15 protein-coding genes and 1 riboswitch are annotated in these 16,279 nt (G+C 74.5%); of the genes, 5 read left to right on the plus strand and 10 right to left on the minus strand.

Annotated elements, in window-relative coordinates; all coding sequences use genetic code 11:
- Window positions 1-170 precede the first annotated feature (170 nt).
- Complete coding sequence (locus GCE86_RS21915; RefSeq protein WP_154228697.1) at window positions 171-1,352, plus strand: ABC transporter substrate-binding protein; 1,182 nt, start codon at window positions 171-173, stop codon at window positions 1,350-1,352.
- Between the two features lie 50 nt (window positions 1,353-1,402).
- Here the strand turns inward: GCE86_RS21915 and GCE86_RS21920 are convergent, their stop codons facing one another.
- Complete coding sequence (locus tag GCE86_RS21920; protein ID WP_154228698.1) at window positions 1,403-2,242, minus strand: ABC transporter permease; 840 nt, start codon at window positions 2,240-2,242, stop codon at window positions 1,403-1,405.
- A 101-nt stretch (window positions 2,243-2,343) separates the two neighbouring features.
- Window positions 2,344-3,375 (minus strand): ABC transporter substrate-binding protein, encoded by a 1,032-nt coding sequence (locus GCE86_RS21925; RefSeq protein ID WP_154228699.1) that lies wholly within the window; start codon window positions 3,373-3,375, stop codon window positions 2,344-2,346.
- A 286-nt stretch (window positions 3,376-3,661) separates the two neighbouring features.
- On the opposite strand from GCE86_RS21925, the gene GCE86_RS21930 reads away from it, so the two are divergent.
- From GCE86_RS21930 to GCE86_RS21945, 4 genes are all read left to right on the plus strand, one after another.
- A complete protein-coding gene (locus GCE86_RS21930; protein WP_154228700.1) occupies window positions 3,662-4,447 on the plus strand; it encodes an ABC transporter ATP-binding protein in 786 nt (261 codons plus the stop codon).
- A 2-nt stretch (window positions 4,448-4,449) separates the two neighbouring features.
- Window positions 4,450-5,400 (plus strand): LLM class F420-dependent oxidoreductase, encoded by a 951-nt coding sequence (locus GCE86_RS21935; protein WP_154230618.1) that lies wholly within the window; start codon window positions 4,450-4,452, stop codon window positions 5,398-5,400.
- Window positions 5,397-5,705, plus strand: a complete 309-nt coding sequence (locus GCE86_RS21940) for a cupin domain-containing protein (RefSeq protein WP_154228701.1) — start codon at window positions 5,397-5,399, stop codon at window positions 5,703-5,705. Before GCE86_RS21935 ends, GCE86_RS21940 begins: the two co-directional genes overlap by 4 nt.
- 65 nt (window positions 5,706-5,770) lie before the next feature.
- Window positions 5,771-9,202, plus strand: coding sequence for a hypothetical protein (locus GCE86_RS21945; protein WP_154228702.1), 3,432 nt, complete (start codon window positions 5,771-5,773; stop codon window positions 9,200-9,202).
- Window positions 9,203-9,250: 48 nt separating this feature from the next.
- On the opposite strand, the gene thiC is transcribed toward GCE86_RS21945, so the two are convergent.
- The 8 genes from thiC to GCE86_RS21985 all read right to left on the minus strand — a co-directional run bounded on the left by thiC (window position 9,251) and on the right by GCE86_RS21985 (window position 16,275).
- Entirely contained in the window at window positions 9,251-10,834 is a 1,584-nt protein-coding gene (gene thiC / locus GCE86_RS21950) for a phosphomethylpyrimidine synthase ThiC (protein ID WP_154228703.1), read from the minus strand.
- 17 nt (window positions 10,835-10,851) lie between these two features.
- On the minus strand, window positions 10,852-11,640 hold the full coding sequence (thiD, locus tag GCE86_RS21955; protein WP_154228704.1) for a bifunctional hydroxymethylpyrimidine kinase/phosphomethylpyrimidine kinase: 789 nt from the start codon (window positions 11,638-11,640) through the stop codon (window positions 10,852-10,854).
- Window positions 11,637-12,278, minus strand: coding sequence for a thiamine phosphate synthase (locus GCE86_RS21960; protein WP_244317040.1), 642 nt, complete (start codon window positions 12,276-12,278; stop codon window positions 11,637-11,639). The genes thiD and GCE86_RS21960 overlap by 4 nt, the downstream gene beginning before the upstream one ends.
- Window positions 12,279-12,352: 74 nt before the next feature.
- Entirely contained in the window at window positions 12,353-13,132 is a 780-nt protein-coding gene (locus GCE86_RS21965) for a thiazole synthase (protein WP_154228705.1), read from the minus strand.
- Window positions 13,129-13,329 carry a sulfur carrier protein ThiS gene (gene thiS, locus GCE86_RS21970; protein WP_154228706.1) on the minus strand — a complete coding sequence of 67 codons (201 nt, stop codon included), beginning with the start codon at window positions 13,327-13,329 and terminating at the stop codon, window positions 13,129-13,131. The genes GCE86_RS21965 and thiS overlap by 4 nt, the downstream gene beginning before the upstream one ends.
- On the minus strand, window positions 13,320-14,408 hold the full coding sequence (gene thiO, locus GCE86_RS21975) for a glycine oxidase ThiO (RefSeq protein WP_154228707.1): 1,089 nt from the start codon (window positions 14,406-14,408) through the stop codon (window positions 13,320-13,322). Before thiO ends, thiS begins: the two co-directional genes overlap by 10 nt.
- Window positions 14,402-15,028 (minus strand): thiamine phosphate synthase, encoded by a 627-nt coding sequence (locus GCE86_RS21980; protein WP_154228708.1) that lies wholly within the window; start codon window positions 15,026-15,028, stop codon window positions 14,402-14,404. The genes thiO and GCE86_RS21980 overlap by 7 nt, the downstream gene beginning before the upstream one ends.
- Window positions 15,023-15,132: riboswitch (TPP riboswitch) on the minus strand. Its footprint overlaps the gene before it by 6 nt.
- Before the next feature lie 198 nt (window positions 15,133-15,330).
- Entirely contained in the window at window positions 15,331-16,275 is a 945-nt protein-coding gene (locus GCE86_RS21985) for an aldo/keto reductase (protein WP_154230620.1), read from the minus strand.
- Window positions 16,276-16,279 lie beyond the last annotated feature (4 nt).

The raw sequence follows: 16,279 nt of genomic DNA on the forward strand, positions 1-16,279 counted from the left end.
CGGCCGTCCCGAAACCGCTCACGACATCGGCGCTTGACCACAGGGCCCGGCATTGGCAAGGTTTTGCAGGCTTCGCGCACACCGTACGGCACACCAATCCCGTCCCTCTACTGAGGACGGATGAGCGGCGGTGATCGGGCGCTGGCCCGCGCCGCACCTGGAGGACTGAGTTGAGCCCCATCCGCTCCGCGAGCATCGCGGTGCTCGCATCGGCCGTGCTGGCCGCCACGCTCACCGGCTGCGGGATCGGCGGGGAACCGCAGGACACCAGCCCGATCGTGATCGCCGCGGACCTGGAACTGTCCGGCGCCTCCGCGACGATCGGGAAGGTGTACCAACGGGCCCTGGATCTGAAGGTCGAGCAGTTGAACTCCTCCGGCGCGCTGGGTGGCCGGAAGATCAAGCTGAAGGTGAAGGACAACCGCTCCGACGCCGCCGAATCGTTGCGGAACATCAACGATTTCAGCGCCGACTCGCAAGTCAGCGCCATCATCATGGGCGGCTGCAACGAATGTGCGATCGGCGCCGTCCGCACGATCGGCGAGAAGCGCATTCCCACCATCGCGCTCGCCTCCTCCGGGGAGGTCACCGAACCGGTCGCCGATCGCCGCTATGTCTTCAAGCTGGCGCCGAATGCGGCCGACAGCGCCGCCGCACTCACCACCGAGTTGATCCGCCGCAACATCCGCAAGGTGGCCGTGCTGCACAGCGCCGACAAGTACGGCGAGGAGGGGCTGGCCGCGTTGAACAGCGAGTTCACCAAGGCCGGCATCCAGTTGGCCCGCGCCGAGTCGGTACGGACCACCGACACGGAGGTCAGCACCCAGATCGACAACCTGGTCGCCAAGAAGCCCGAGGCGCTGATCGTCTGGACCCCGCCGGAGCAGGCGGCGCTGGCGGCCTCCACCGCCCGGCAGAGCCGCTACACCAAGGCCCTCTTCTTCGACGCGTCGGCGGCCGGTGACCTCTTCCTGGGCGCCTCCGCCCGGTCCACCGAGCAGGCCACGCTGATCTTCACCCAGACCATGGTGATCGACGACGTCATCGCCACCACGCCGGCCAAGGCCGCCCGGCGGCAGTGGTTCCAGGAGTACACCGCCCGGTTCGGCGGCTACAACGGCTACTCCTCGTTCGCCGCGGACGCCGTGCAGCTCATCGCCGACGCCGAGCTGCGCTCCGGCGGCGAGCCGGGCGAGGTGGACCGGGGCGCCCTGCGCGAGGTGCTGGAGACCGCGCAGCTCGACGGCCTCTCCGGGCCGATCCGGATGACCCCGGACAACCACTCCGGCCTGATGCCCCAGGCGTTGACCACGCTCGTCGCCCGCGGCGGCCGCTGGCGCCTGGCCGGTTGATCGCGGCCGGTTCCGGCGGGAAGCGGGCGCTTCCCGCCGGGACCGACGGGTCAGCGGGCGGAGGTGGTGGCGCGGACCCAGGGCAGGGCCAGGCGCTCGACGAGGCTGAGGGCCGAGTAGAGCAGGATGCTCATCACCGCCACCAGCACGATCGCCGCCCACGCCGTCGCCGTGTCCCCCATGCCGTTGTACTGCAGGATCTGGTAGCCCAGCCCCGGCCGGTCCGAATAGAACTCCCCGATCACCGCGCCGATCGCGGCCAGCGGCATGGCCACCTTCAGTCCGACGAAGATCTGCGGCAGCGCGGCCGGGAAGCGCACCTTCCGGAACGCCTGCCACCAGGACGCGTTCAGCGACCGGCCCAGCTCGGCCAGATCGGCGGGAGTGGTGGTCAGCCCGGTCGCCGTCGACAGCACGATCGGGAAGAAGCAGAGCAGGAACACCATGGTCAGGATGGGCTTCTGGCCCCAGCCCACGGCGACCACCAGCAGCGGCCCGAAGGCGATCTTCGGCACCGCGTTGATCGCCACCAGCAGCGGGGCGAACATCCGCTCCACCCGGCTGGAGGCGGCCAGCGCCATCCCGATCAGCACCCCGGCGAGCGTCGAGAGCAGGAAGCCGAGCAGGGTCATCCAGGTGGTGATGCCCAGCGCCGGCAGCAGCACGTCGGTGGCGTCGACCAGCGAACGCCCCACCGCCTGCGGCGGCGGCAGCGCGGCCGGATGGACCAGGTGCAGCCCCGACGTGACCAGCCACCAGGCGGCCACCGCGATGACGAGCCCGAGCGCCGGCAGGCCCACCGCCGCCGGGCGGACGACGAGCCGCCGCGGAGCGACGGCGGGCTCCGCCGGCGCCGGCGCCTCGGCGCGGGTCCCGGTCAACTGCGTCAACGTGTCCTCCTCTCTCGGCCGGCCCGACGACCGGCACGCGAAGGGGGTGCGCCCCGCCGGGTGTCCCGGCGGGCCGCACCCCCGTTGCCCGAGCCGACCGGTCAGGCCTTCGGCGCGAGGTTGAAGTCGATGATCTGGTCGGGGGTGAGGTTCTGCTTGAGCGCCCCCGCGCCCTGGAGCAGCGCGATGCTCTTGGCGACCCGGCCGCTGTCCAGCGTGCCGATGGCGGTGCCGGAGTTGCTGGAGCGGACGTACGCGGCCATCAGCTGGAGCTCGGCGGCGGACGCGGCCGGGTTGGCGGCCGGCACGTTCTTCTTCAGGAGTTCGCCCGCCTCGTCCGGGTGGGCCAGCGAGTACTCCAGGCCCTTGAGCAGCGCCGTGGTGAAGCGCTTGACCATCTCCGGCTTCTCCTTGGCGATCTTGCTGGAGGTGATCAGCACGTTGCCGTAGAGGTCCTGCATCACGTTGCTGTAGGGCAGCACGACCGGCTTCTTCTTGGCCACCGCCTCGACGGTGGGCTGACCGACCACGAACTGGCCGATGCCGTCGACCGCACCGGAGCCGAGCATGCCGATGAGACCCTGCGCCTCACCGTTGACCCAGGTCACCTTGCTGCCGTCGATGCCGGCCAGCCGGGCGTACGTCGGGAAGAGGTTGCGCACGACGGAGGTGGGGGTGTCGGCGAGCTTCTTGCCCTCGAGGTCCTTCGGGGTGGCGATGTTCTTGCCCTCGACGGAGACGATGGCGGCCATGGTGCGCTGCTGGATCGCCGCCACCGCGACGAAGTCCTTGGCCTGGCCGTTGCCGAGCTGGAGGATGCCGCCGGTCAGGTCGATCGGGCCGAAGTCGGCCTGGCCGCCGGTGATGGTCTGGATGACCGAGCCGGTGCCCTGCCCGGGCTTGATGTCGACGTCGAAGCCGGCCTCCTTGAAGAAGCCCTTCTCCTTCGCCACCCAGGCGTAGGAGTCACGGCCGAAGTTGCCGAACGAGGTGAGGTAGGTCACCTTCTCCAGCGCGGCGCCGTTGCCGGCCTTGGCGTCCTCCGACTTGTCCGAGTCGCTGCTGCAACCGCCGACGAGGGCGAGGGCGGTGGCCAGCGCCGCGGCGGCGACCGAACGGGTCAGCCTTCTCATCAGTGCACCATGTCCTTTCCGACCAGGGCACGTTCGCCCGGTCGGGTCGTGGGTCCGACGGTGTCGGCAGGAGGGGGCAGCCGACGGGACCGTCGTGAGGGGACTCTTCGCGCGCAACAGCGTACGAGAAGGCCGATGAAGGCAGGCGGGCGTACGGGTTGCGGAACGGAAACGAAGTTGCCTGACGGAAAGGAGACTGACGTCCACCCTGGATGGTGCTATGAGGAGCCACGCCCGCTACGCTGTCCCGGCTCGCGATCGCGACCTTGGAAGGGAGCCGGCGGGGATGATCCGACTGTCCGGGGTGTCCCGCACCTTCGACGGCCGCTCGGGCCGGGTCGAGGCGCTGCGCGGCATCGACCTCGACGTCGCGGAGGGCGAGTTCGTCGCGGTCCTCGGCCGCTCCGGGTGCGGCAAGTCCACCCTGCTCCGCATGATCGCCGGCCTGCTCCCGGTCAGCGACGGTGAGATCACCGTGGCCGGCACGCCGATCACGAAGCCCCGCCGGGACATCGCCATGCTGTTCCAGCGGCCCGCGCTGCTGCCCTGGCGCACGGTGCTGGACAACGTCCTGCTGCCGGTGGAGATCTTCGGCTGGAGCCGGGCCAGGCACCGCGACCGGGCCCGCGAGCTGCTGGAGATGGCCGGGCTCGGCGGCTTCGAGAAGCGCCTCCCGCACGAGCTCTCCGGCGGCATGCAGCAGCGGGTCGCGCTCTGCCGGTCCCTGATCGGCGAGCCCCGCGTGATGCTCATGGACGAGCCCTTCTCCGCGCTCGACGCGCTCACCCGCGAGGAACTCTCCGGAGAGCTCCAGCGGGTGCACATGGAGACGAAGGCGACCATCGTCTTCGTCACCCACTCGATCGACGAGGCGGTGCTGCTCGCCGACCGGGTCGTCGTGCTCAGCCCGCGTCCCGGCCGGATCCGCGAGGTGGTCGAGGTGTCCGTGCCCCGGCCCCGCACCCTGGGCCGCCACGCGCACCTGGCCGAGGTGGCCCGGATCAGCGCCGAGCTGCACGAACTGCTGATGGAGCGCGACGCCACCGGTGGCGTCGCCGCGGGAGGGCGGTGACCATGCGCGTGTCCGTCTTCACCGAGCCGCACCGCGGGGCCGGCTACGACGACCAGCTCCGGTTCGCCCGCCTGGTCGAGGAGACCGGCTTCGAGGGCTTCTTCCGGGCCGACCACTACCGGGCCATGGGCGACGAGCCCGGCCTGCCCGGCCCCACCGACGCCTGGCTGACGCTCGCCGCGCTGGCCCGGGAGACCTCCCGGATCCGGCTGGGCACCCTGGTCACCTCGGCCACCTTCCGGCTGCCCGGGCCGCTGGCCGTGATGGTCGCCCAGGTCGACCAGATGAGCGGCGGCCGGGTCGAGCTGGGCATCGGCGCCGGCTGGTACGAGCGCGAGCACACCGCCTACGGCATCCCGTTCCCGGCGGTCACCGAACGGTTCGACCGGCTGGCCGAGCAGCTGGAGGTCGTCACCGGGCTGTGGCGAACCCCGCCCGGCGAGACCTACAGCTTCACCGGCGACCACTACCGGCTGGTCGACGCGCCCGCGCTGCCCAAGCCGGTGCAGCAGCCCGGCCCGCCGGTGATCGTCGGCGGCCGGGGCCCGAAGCGCACCCCCGAACTGGCCGCCCGGTACGCCGACGAGTTCAACATGCCGTTCAAGACCGTCGCCGAGACGGCCGCCGCGTACGAGCGGGTCCGCGAGGCGTGCGACCGGACCGGCCGCACCGCGTCGGGACGGGCGCCGCTCGTGCTCTCCGCCGGCGTCGTCGTGGCGATCGGGCGCACCGACGCCGAGGCCCAGCGCCGCGCCGCGCCGCTGCACGTCAAGAGCGCGCTCCCGCCGGAGGACCCGGTGGTCGGCTCCCCCGCCCAGCTCGTCGACCGGCTCGGTGAGTTCGCCGCGATCGGGGCCACCCGGGTGCACCTGCGGCTCATCGACTTCGACGACCTCGACCACGTGGAGCTCATCGCCGCCGAGGTGCTCCCCCAACTGGACGGACCACGATGACCGAACTCTCCGCCGACCTCGAACTCGGCCCGGTGGGCCAGGAGATCGTCTTCGAGAACGACCGGGTACGCGTCTGGCACATCCGCCTGGCGCCGGGCGAGCGGCAGCCGCTGCACCGGCACGACCACCCGTATCTGGTGGTGGCCATCGAGGGCGCGAAGAACGTGGTGCAGACCATCGACGGCACGACGATCGACGCCGACGAGCCGACCGGCGGGGTGGTCTACCGCGACCCGGGCGCCGTGCACATGCTGACCAACGTCGGTGACACCACGTACCTGGCCCGGCTGGTCGAGCTTAAGTAGCCAGGTCGACATCAACCTCGGCGAGTAAGTAGCGGGCGGCCGCACCGGGCCGTAACGTGCCCGACATGGCCTTTCGGACGTGGGGCAGGCTGCTGCTCACGGCGCTCGGGGTGAGCGTGCTGGCCGGGGCCGGCCAGCTCGGCATCGCGTACGGCTTCGGCGTCGTACGCCTCGACGGCGCGTTCGTCGACGACTCGGTGAACCGGTGGCCCGCCCAGCTCGCCTGGGTCGGCTGGTTCGCCGCGGTCGCGACGGTCGCCGGCGCCGTCCTCACCGAACGACTCACCCGCCGGGACGCCCCGGCCGGCACCACCGAGGTGCTCTCCATCGCCGGCCTCAGCGGGCTGGGCGCGGTCGTGGTCGCACCGCTCAGCATGCAGCCGGCCCGCGCCGCGGAGCTGGGCAACACCGTCGACCCGGTGTGGGCGGTCGGCATCTGCGCGATCCTCGGCGCCGTGGTCGGGGCGGGCGCGGCGATCGCCGTGCTGCTCAAGCCGCCGTTCGGCTGGAGCATCGTGCTCACCGCCGCGGCCGTCTGGCTGCTCGCCCTGATCTCCGTCGCGCCGTCGGTCGCATCCGCCGGCACGCTGCCCACCGTGCGCCTCGGCGTGCTCGAACCGTCCTGGCTGGACCCGGCCGCGGCCCAGCGCCTCGCCATGCTGCTGCTGCCCACGCTGGCCCTGCTGGCCGGCGCGGCGGTCGGCGCGCTGGCCCGCCGCGCCGGCTACCTGCCGGTGATCGGCGGCGCGGCCGGGGCGGCCGGCCCGGTCCTGCTGGCCTTCGCCTACCTGACCGCCGGTCCCGGCACCGCGGCCGACCGCTACCAGCTCGCGCCCTACTACGGCGCCCTCATCGCGGTCGCCGCCGGAGCGCTCGGCTCGACCGCCGCCACGGTGCTGCCCCGACCGGCGACCACGGCCGCCGGGCCCCACGCCATCGAACCGACCGACATCCTCCAGCCCCTGCCGCCGTCGCCCGCCACCCACGACGCCGCTCACCCGGCTCCCACCGCCCCGGTGACCGCGCGCCCCGCGGGAGCGCCGAGCCCCGCGCACTGGGACTGGCCGGCCGCCGGCGGTCTCGCCCCGGCGCCCGTACCGGCCGGGCTCACCCGCCGGCCCGTCGACGGCCCCGGGTCCGAACGGCCGGCCGGCCGCGACGAACCGACCCCGGTGTACGCGTCGGATCCCGCCCGCGAGGAGGGGTCCTCCTCCGCCACCGGCGCGGTGACCGACCGGACCCCGGTCGCGCACGACGCCGAGCGGCCGGCTGCCGAGCCGGGCTCCACCGCGGACGGGATCACCGCGAGGCACCTGGCCCCCGAGCCCGACGACCGGCCCGCGCCGGCCGACGGCACAACGGGCGTGGTCCACGAGCCGACCTCGGACCGGCAGCGGTTCGAGCCGGCCTTCCCGCCGGAGCAGGGTCCGGACGTCGCTCACCGGGACCGGTCGGACGACATCGGTGCCGGTCAGCTCCCCGGATCGCCGCCCCCGGGACGGCGGACCTCCGCCATCGACGTGCTCGCCGCCGGCCGCCCGGCCCCGACGGTCGAGTCGGCCCCGGTCACACCGTCCGTCCCGATGACCGAGCCGGCCCCCCGGATGCCAGCGCACGCCGAGGCCACGGGGACATCTGGCCGGACGGAAGCGCGGCCCGTCGCCTCTGACCCGAAGCCGGACCGGACGGAAGCGCGGTCCGTGACCTCGGACCCGAAGCCGGACCGGACGGAAGCGCCGTCCGTGACCCCGGACCCGAAGCCGGACCGGACGGCAGCGCCGTCCGTGACCCCGGACCCGAAGCCGGACCGGGCGGAAGCGCCGTCCATGGCCGCTGACCCGGCGTCGGACCGGACGGGAGCGCCGTCCGTAGGGGCGAGCCCGGCGCTGGACCGTACGGAGGCGGCGGCCGGGGCGGCCGAGCGCCCGGTGGCCGACGCCTCCCCTGCCCAGACGGCGGCCGAGGCGGCCCCGACGCGGGCCACGCGATCGAAGCGGGGCCGCGCCGCGACTCCCGCGCCCCGCTCCGCGGACCGCGACTCCCGGACGACCGAGCCGGCGGACGACGTGCCCGCGAAGGCCCGGCCGGCCGACGGCACGCCACCGGCGACCCGTTCGAAGGCGGCGCCCGCACCGGCCCCGGCGGTCGACGACTCGCTCCCGGCGGCCCGGTCGTCGGACGAGGCCCCGCCGGCGGTTCGCCCGGCCGACGACGGCACCCGGGCGGCCGGGGCGGAGGCGGCGGGCGAACCCGCCCCGGCTTCGGCCGGGCGCCCCAAGCGCACCCGCAAGCCGCGCACGACCCGTACCGCCCCGCACCAGGCCGCCACCGAGCCGACCACCGCGACAGCGGACAGCACCGCCGAACCGCCCGCGACCACGCCGGACACCACGGCCGAACCGGCGACCACCAGGCCGGACAGCACCGTGGAGCAGGCCGGCAGCAAGCGGGACAGCACCATCGATCGGGCCGGAACCACGCCGGACAGCACCATCGAGCCGGCCGGAACCACGCCGGCCGCCGCGGAAACGCCCTCGGGCGCCCCCACCGGGCCGACCGGCGCGGACGAACGGACCGGCCCTGGTGAACGGCGGCGCCCGGCCGGCGAGGCCAGGGGCGCGGACGTACCAGGGGCGCCGGCCCAGGCCGGCCCGAGCGGCGGCGAGCGGCGGAACTTCTTCTTCGACCCGGCGCCCGCCGAACTGCCCGAACCCCCGGCGTCGCCCCGGCCGCGGATTCCGATGTTCGAGGACGTGACCCCGGGCAACGTCCGGCCGGCCTGGCCGGTCGCCCCCGCCGCGAACTGGCCGGTGGCGCCGCGCGGCACCGAACCGGCCGCACCGGGCACCCCGAACGCCGGCCGGACCGGTGACGCCGACGGCACCGGCAGCGCGGGCGTCACCCGGCCCGAGCCAGCCCCGCGTCCCCGGCACCGCGCCCTGCCCGACCTGGGCCGGAGCACCGGCTGGGACGCCCTCGCGAACGCGCGCCCGGCCGGCCCGCCACCCACCGACCGGGCCCCGGAAACCACCGGCCCCATCGGCGGGAAACCGGAAACGACGGACCACACCGGCGGAACCCCGGAGACCACCGGCCACACTGCCCGGACCCCGGAGGCCACCGGCCGGACCGCGGAGACCAACGGCTCGGCTCAGGAGACCACCGGCGGCACCGGTCACGCCCCCGGGGCCACCCGGTCGGTCCTTCCGTCCTGGGACGGTCCGGCCCCCGAGGTGGCCGGCAGTGCACCCGGCCGGCACGCCGACCTGTCCGGGGCCGACGCGACCACCGAGGCGGGCGGCGGGAAGTCGAAGGCCCGGCGCAGCCTGTTCCGGCGTAACCGGGGCAAGGGCGCCGAGCCGGGCGACGTCGAGCGCGAGTCCGAGCCGCTCGCCGCGCAGGACGAGGAGTACGTCGACTGGGTCGCCGGCCTCGCCTCGGACGACAACGCGGACGACGCCCGGTCCCTGCGTACCGGCCGGCACCACCGCGACTGAGCCCGCCGGGGAGCCGCGCCGACCAGCGGCACGGCTCCCCGCTGACGCTCAGGCCAGCGGCAGGTAGACCCGCGACCCGCCGGCCACGAACTCCTCGGACTTGTCCCGCATGCCGCGCGCCGCGTACTCCTTCAGCTCCTGAGTGATCTTCATGGAGCAGAACTTCGGCCCGCACATCGAGCAGAAGTGCGCGGTCTTCGCGGGCTCCGCCGGCAGCGTCGCGTCGTGGTACGACCGGGCGGTCTCCGGGTCCAGCGCCAGGTTGAACTGGTCCTCCCAGCGGAACTCGAACCGGGCCTTCGAGAGCGCGTCGTCCCAAGCCTGCGCCCCGGGGTGTCCCTTGGCCAGGTCGGCCGCGTGCGCCGCGATCTTGTACGCGATCACGCCCGCCTTCACGTCGTCGCGATCGGGCAGACCGAGGTGCTCCTTCGGCGTGACGTAGCAGAGCATGGCGGTGCCGAACATGCCGATCATGGCGGCGCCGATGGCCGAGGTGATGTGGTCGTACGCGGGCGCGATGTCCGTGGTCAGCGGGCCGAGCGTGTAGAACGGCGCTTCGTGGCACCACTCCTGCTGGAGGTCCACGTTCTCCTTGATCTTGTGCATGGGCACGTGGCCGGGGCCCTCGATCATCACCTGCACGTCGTGCGCCCAGGCGATCCTCGTCAGCTCGCCCAGGGTGCGCAGCTCGGCGAACTGCGCCTCGTCGTTGGCGTCCGCGATCGAGCCGGGCCGCAGCCCGTCGCCCAGGGAGAACGTCACGTCGTACCGGGCGAGCAGCGCGCACAGCTCCTCGAAGTGGGTGTAGAGGAAGTTCTCCTCGTGGTGCGCCAGGCACCAGGCCGCCATGATCGAGCCGCCGCGGGAGACGATGCCGGTGACCCGGTCCACGGCCAGCGGCACGTACGGCAGCAGCACCCCGGCGTGCACGGTCATGTAGTCGACGCCCTGCTCGGCCTGCTCGACCACCGTCTCCCGGAACACCTCCCAGCTCAGCTTCACCGGGTCGCCGCCGACCTTCTCCAGCGCCTGGTAGATCGGGACGGTGCCGATCGGCACCGGCGAGTTCCGCACGATCGCCTCGCGGGTCTCGTGGATCCGCTTGCCGGTGGACAGGTCCATGACGGTGTCCGCGCCCCACCGGGTGGCCCAGGTCAGCTTCTCCACCTCCTCGGCCACCGAGGAGGTCACCGCCGAGGTGCCGATGTTGGCGTTGACCTTGACCAGGAACGCCTTGCCGATGATCGCCGGCTCGCACTCGGGGTGGTTGACGTTCAGCGGCAGCACGGCCCGCCCGGCCGCGATCTCGTCCCGGACGAACTCCGGCGCGACCCCCTCCCGGATCGCCACGAACTCCATCTCCGCGGTGACGGTTCCGGCCCGCGCGTAGGCGAGCTGGGTCGGACGGCTTCCCGCCAGCGGCGTGCCGGCGCCCCGCACCGGGGCGACATCCCCGCGCTCGGCGATCCACGGCCCGCGCAGCGGCGGCAGCCCCGCCTCCGGCTCGGAGCCCGGGCCGGACGTGTCGTAGAGCCGGACCGGCGGATTGTCCCCGGTCAGTTCCACCTCGGCGAACGGCACCCGGATGTCCGGGCGTGACCCCTCGACGTAGACCTTGCGACGTGCCTGCATGACAGCCTCCCTGTCGCTCAAGCGGACCAGCCGAAGTGGTCCAGCGGGCCGCGTCCCGCGCCCAGCTCCCAGTGCCGCGCGCCGGTCAGCGCGCGGGTCACGTACTCCTTCGCAGCGGCCACCGCGACCGGCACCGGGTCGCCCGCCGCCAGCCGGACGGCGATCGCCGCCGAGAACGAGCAGCCGGTGCCGTGGTTGTGCCGGGTCGGCACCCGGGGCGCGCGCAGCAACGTGGTCGCGCCGCCGCCGGCCAGGACGTCCACCGACTCGCCCGCCGCGTCGACGTCGCCGCCGGTCACCACGACGTGCGCCGGGCCGGCGGCCGCCAGCGCCTCGGCCGCCGCGACCATCTCCTCGACCGTGGTCACCGGGCGTCCGGTGAGGGCCGCGGCCTCCGCGCAGTTCGGCGTCGCCACCTCGGCGTACGGGAGCAGCCGCTCGACGGCCGACACCACGCCGAGCCGGTGCCCGCTGGTGGCGACCAGCACCGGGTCGACGACCAGGTGGGGCAGCCGGCCCGCCTTCGCCGCCTCGGCCACCGCGTCGGCGACCGCCGGGGTGCCGAGCATGCCGGTCTTCACGGCGCGTACGTCGAAGTCGCCCAGCACGCTGTCGAGCTGGTCGCGCACGGTCTGCGGCGGCAGGGGCAGCACGGCGTCCACGCCCCGGGTGTTCTGCGCGGTGACCGCGGTGAGCACGCTGGTGCCGTAGGCGCCGAGGGCGGCGAAGACCTTGAGGTCGGCCTGGATGCCGGCGCCGCCGCCGGAGTCTGATCCGGCGATCGTGAGTGTGGTCCTCGGGGTCACTCGTTGTCCTCTGTGGTTGCGGTGGGGGTCTGCGGCCGACCGTGCCCACTCCGGGCGGTCAGGCCAGCCGCTTCGGTGAGTTTGGCGGCGATCTCGGTGGGGTCGTCGGCGCGCATGAGGGCGCCGAGCACGGCCACCCCGGCGGCGCCGGCCGCCACGCACTCCCGGATTTGGGCCGGGGTTTCGATGCCGCCCAGGGCGAGCACCGGCACGGGGCTGGTCGCGATCAGCTCGCGGAGCCCCGCCGGGTGCAGGGGTGGCCCGTAGCCGGGTTTGGTCCTCGTGGGGTAGACCGGCGAGACGGTCACGTAGTCCTCGGTGGTCAGTCGGGCCAGCTCGGTGCCGTCGTGGCAGGAGCGGCCGACCAGCCCGGCGGCCGGCGGCGGGTACGGGCCGGCGGCCGGCAGGTGGACGGCGTCGCCGTCGAGCGGGTCGGGCCCGGCGACGATCAGCCTCCCCCCGGCGTCGGCGAGGATGGCGCGCAGCTCGGCGGCCAGCGCGGCCCGCGCCACCCGGGAGAGGTCCTTCTCCCGCAGCACCACCCACCGCACTCCCCCGGCGACGGCCGCCCGAACGACCTCGGCGAGAGGACGCCGCGCCTGCCACCGATCGGTGAGCAGCACGACGCCGGACGGCACGGCATCGCCCGAGGTCTTGGAGGGTTTCGGCCCCTCGAGGGGCCGTTTCCTACCAAGATCTGCGGCCGCGGCCGTCACAGGTCGGGCCTTCCCTCGTCGGGGGTGGAGGCGAGGGCGTGGAAGCGGCGCGCGATCCGGCCCGCCCCGTACGCCAGCCGCCCCGCCCGCACCGCATGCCGCATGGCGGTGGCCATCGCCACCGGGTCGGCGGCCCGGGTGACGGCGCTGGCCAGCAGCACGGCGTCGCAGCCCAGCTCCATGGCGAGCGCGGCGTCGGAGGCGGTGCCGATGCCGGCGTCGAGGATCACCGGCACGTCGACGGTCTGCCGGATGAGCCGGATGTGGTGCGGGTTGCTCACCCCGAGCCCGGAGCCGATCGGTGCGCCGGCCGGCATCACGGCCGCGCAGCCCACGTCGGCCAGCCGCCGGGCCAGGATCGGATCGTCCGAGGTGTACGGCAGCACCGTGAACCCGTCGGCCACCAGCTCCTCGGCGGCGCGCAGCAGCTCCACCCCGTCGGGCAGCAGCGTGCGCTCGTCGCCGATCACCTCGAGCTTCACCCAGTCGGTGTCGAACGCCTCCCGGGCGAGCTGCGCCACCTTCACGGCCTCGGACGCCGTGTAGCAGCCGGCCGTGTTCGGCAGCAGCCGTACCCCGCACCGGTCCAGCAGGTCGAGCAGGCCGCCCGCGGCGCCCGGCGCGGTGTCCACCCGGCGCAGCGCCAGCGTGACCAGCTCGGTGCCGGAGGCGCGGATCGCCTGCTCCAGCAAGTGCAGGTTGGCCGCGCCGCCGGTGCCGAGGATGAGCCGGGAGCCGAAGCCGACGCCACCGATCTCGAAGGACATCGGGCTCACCCGCCCTGGGCGGCGCTGAGCACCTCGACCCGGTCGCCGTCGCGCAGCACCGTGGCCGTCCAGCCGCCGCGCGGCACCACCTCGCCGTTCACGGCGACCGCCAGGCCGCGCTCCTGCTCGGTGACCGCACGGACCACGTCGGCGACGGTCGAGCCGCCGGGCAGGTCCCGTCCCGCGCCGTTGACGATCAGTTCCACGTGGGCTCCTTCCCGAACCGGACCGGGGTGAAGGGGGCGAGCAGCGGATCCGGCTCGCCGGTGACGATCAGCTCGGTGACCAGGTCGGCGGTGACCGGGGTGAGCACGATGCCGTGCCGGTGGTGTCCGGTGGCGACGAGCACGCCGGGGCGGCCGGGCAGCGGCCCGATGATCGGCGCGTTGTCCGGGGTGCCGGGGCGCAGCCCGGCGATCGCCTCGACCAGGTCGTACTCGGCCAGCTCCGGCACCAGGTCCACGGCGGCGCGGAGCAACCGGAGCACCGCGCCCGCGGTCACCTCGGTGTCGGCGCGCTCCTCGACGGTCGCCCCGACCACCACCTCGCCGCTGTCCCGCGGAACCAGATAGATCGACTCGCCGTCGGCGTACCCCCGGATCACGTGCCGGAAGCCCGGCGCGCCGCGACCGGGCGCGCGGAGCCGGAGCACCTGGCCCTTGACCGGCCGGACCGGCAGCCCGGTCAGCGCGGCGGCGCCGCAGCCGGCCGCGACAACGGTGAGCCCGGCGTCCACCTCGGACAGCGCGCCGACCCGGTCCGGGCGCAGCACCGCGCCGGCCCGCTCGGCCGCCGCCCGCAGCGCGGGAACCAGCCGGCGCGGGTCGACCTGGTGGTCGCCGGGGGCGACCGCGCCACCCCGCACCCGCGGGGCCAGCGCCGGTTCGCGGTCGCGCAGCTCCGAGGGGCGCAGCGGCGTGATCGGCAGTCCCAACCCCTGCTGGTACGACCAGAGCCGCCGCGCCTCGGCCAGGTCGTCGGCGGTGAGCCCGACCACGAGGGTGCCGTCGGCGCGGTACCCGATGTCGGCGCCGGCCGCGTCGGTCAGGTCGGCGGCGAAGCGGGGCCAGCGGGCGGCGGACTCGGCGAGCAGGCCGGTCAACTCGTGCTCGCCGAAGTACGCCTCGGCCACCGGCGAGAGCATCCCGGCGGCGACGTGCGAGGCGCCGGAGCCGGGTGCGGGATCGTGGACGGTCACGCGCAGCCCTCGCGAAGCACAGCGCCACGCGATCGCCAGCCCGACCGGTCCCGCCCCCACGATGGCGACGTCCGGTCGGGTCAGCACGTCAGCGCCGCGATCAGCTCGGCGGTCGTACGTGCGGGATCGGGGCTGCCGGACAGCGCACCGACCACCGCCACCCCGTACGCCCCGGCCGCCCGCAACGCCGGCACCGACGCGACGGTCACCCCGCCGATGGCTATCACCGGCACGTCCACGGCACCCGCCACCGCGCGCAGCCCCGCGGGGCCGATCGGGTCGGGCAGGCCGGACTTGGTGGTGGTCGCGTGACACGGGCCCACGCCCAGGTAGCTGGCCCCGGCGGCGACCGCCGCGGCGGCGCCGCCCGGCTCCCGCGCGGTCGCGCCGAGCAGGGCGCCGGCGCCGAGCACCCGGCGGGCGGCCGCGACGGGCAGGTCCTCCGCGCCGACGTGCCCGCCGGCGGCGTCGACCGCCAGCGCCACATGCAGCCGGTCGTTGACCAGGCACGTCGCCCCGTACGGCCGGCACAGCCCGACCACCTGCCGGGCCAGCTCGTACGCCTCCCGGTCGCTGGCGTCGTCCTCGACCCGGACCTGGACGACCAGCTCGGCGCGGGCCACCGGCAGGGCGGCGCGCAGCACGCCGAGCGGGTCCCGCCCCGGCCGGGTGTCGGTGATCAGATGCAGTCGTCCCAGGGACGGCACGGCAACACTCCTCCCTGCGCCGGCATTACCCGGATCAGGTTCGACGGTCGGGGGCTTCCAGCCCCCCTCTCAGCCCGGTGGCACCGGGCTCCCGTGGGTCACTTGCGGGCCTACCGTACGACGCGGGCGCGGATCCGCCAAGGGGCAGGTGGGGAATTTCCCACCGACCGTCCCGCATGGAGGTTGGGGACAGCGGGTGATCTCCCGGTCACGTCATGCTGTCCGGATGCCCTCGTCGAGCCACGGTGGACAGCACGCTGCCCCGGCACCTCAAGGGCGGCGCCGGGGCAGCGAGGGGTGGGTCAGAGGATTGCGTCGAGGGCGTCGAGGTCCTCGTCGGTGGGCTGCCAGGTGCCCGCCTCGGCGTTGGCGCTTACCTGCTCGGGCGTGGTGGCGCCGGCGATCACCGAGGTCACCGCCGGACGGGCCGCGAGCCCGCCGATGGCCACCTGGAGCATGCTGAGCCCGCGCTGCGCCGCGAACTCCGAGATCGCCTCGATGGTGTCCCAGTCGGCGGCGGCGAGGCGCTCGGCGTACCGGCCGCCGCCCGAGAGCCGGCTGCCGGCGGGCGGGTTCTCGTTCCGCTTGTACTTGCCGGTGAGCAGGCCGTTGGCGAGGGGGAAGAACGGCAGCATGCCCAGGCCGAACCGCTCGCACGCCGGGATGACCTCGGCCTCGACGGACCGTTCCAGCAACGAGTAGTGGTTCTGCGCCGAGATGAAGCGCGTCCGGCCCTGGGAGGAGGCGGTCCAGTCGGCGTCGGCGATCTGCCAGCCGGCGAAGTTGGAGTTGCCGAGGTAGCGCACCTTGCCGGCGGTGACCAGGTCGTCCAGCGCGGCGAGGGTCTCGTCGATCGGGGTGCCCGGGTCGGGCTCGTGCATCTGGTAGAGGTCGATGTGATCGGTGTCGAGGCGGCGCAGGGACGCCTCGACCGCCCGGGCGATGTAGCGGCGGGCGCCCCGGGCGCCGTGGTCCGGCCCGTTCAACCCGTGCATGTCCATGCCGAACTTGGTGGCGACCACCACGTCGTCCCGGCGGCCCTTGAGCGCCTGCCCGAGCAGTTCCTCGGAGCCGCCCTGCGGCTCGCCGTAGATGTCCGCGGTGTCGAAGAAGTTGATCCCGGCGTCGAGCGCGGCGTCGACCACCGCCCGCGTGCCGTCGAGGTCGAGCTTGCGGCCGAAGTTGTTGCAGCCGATGCCGACCACGGACACCACGAGTCCGGAGTCGCCCAGCCGGCGGTAGGTCATCTCA

It is taken from the genome of Micromonospora terminaliae, assembly GCF_009671205.1.
Classification (GTDB): Bacteria; Actinomycetota; Actinomycetes; order Mycobacteriales; family Micromonosporaceae; genus Micromonospora; species Micromonospora terminaliae.

What these genes read in the sequence shown, in the direction of transcription:
- thiC (WP_154228703.1), bottom strand. Translation starts at nt 10,834, where the DNA reads ATGCAGGCACGTCGCAAGGTCTACGTCGAGGGGTCACGCCCGGACATC.
- GCE86_RS21925 (WP_154228699.1), bottom strand. Translation starts at nt 3,375, where the DNA reads ATGAGAAGGCTGACCCGTTCGGTCGCCGCCGCGGCGCTGGCCACCGCC.
- GCE86_RS21945 (WP_154228702.1), top strand. Translation starts at nt 5,771, where the DNA reads ATGGCCTTTCGGACGTGGGGCAGGCTGCTGCTCACGGCGCTCGGGGTG.
- GCE86_RS21935 (WP_154230618.1), top strand. Translation starts at nt 4,450, where the DNA reads ATGCGCGTGTCCGTCTTCACCGAGCCGCACCGCGGGGCCGGCTACGAC.
- GCE86_RS21985 (WP_154230620.1), bottom strand. Translation starts at nt 16,275, where the DNA reads ATGACCTACCGCCGGCTGGGCGACTCCGGACTCGTGGTGTCCGTGGTC.
- GCE86_RS21940 (WP_154228701.1), top strand. Translation starts at nt 5,397, where the DNA reads ATGACCGAACTCTCCGCCGACCTCGAACTCGGCCCGGTGGGCCAGGAG.
- GCE86_RS21930 (WP_154228700.1), top strand. Translation starts at nt 3,662, where the DNA reads ATGATCCGACTGTCCGGGGTGTCCCGCACCTTCGACGGCCGCTCGGGC.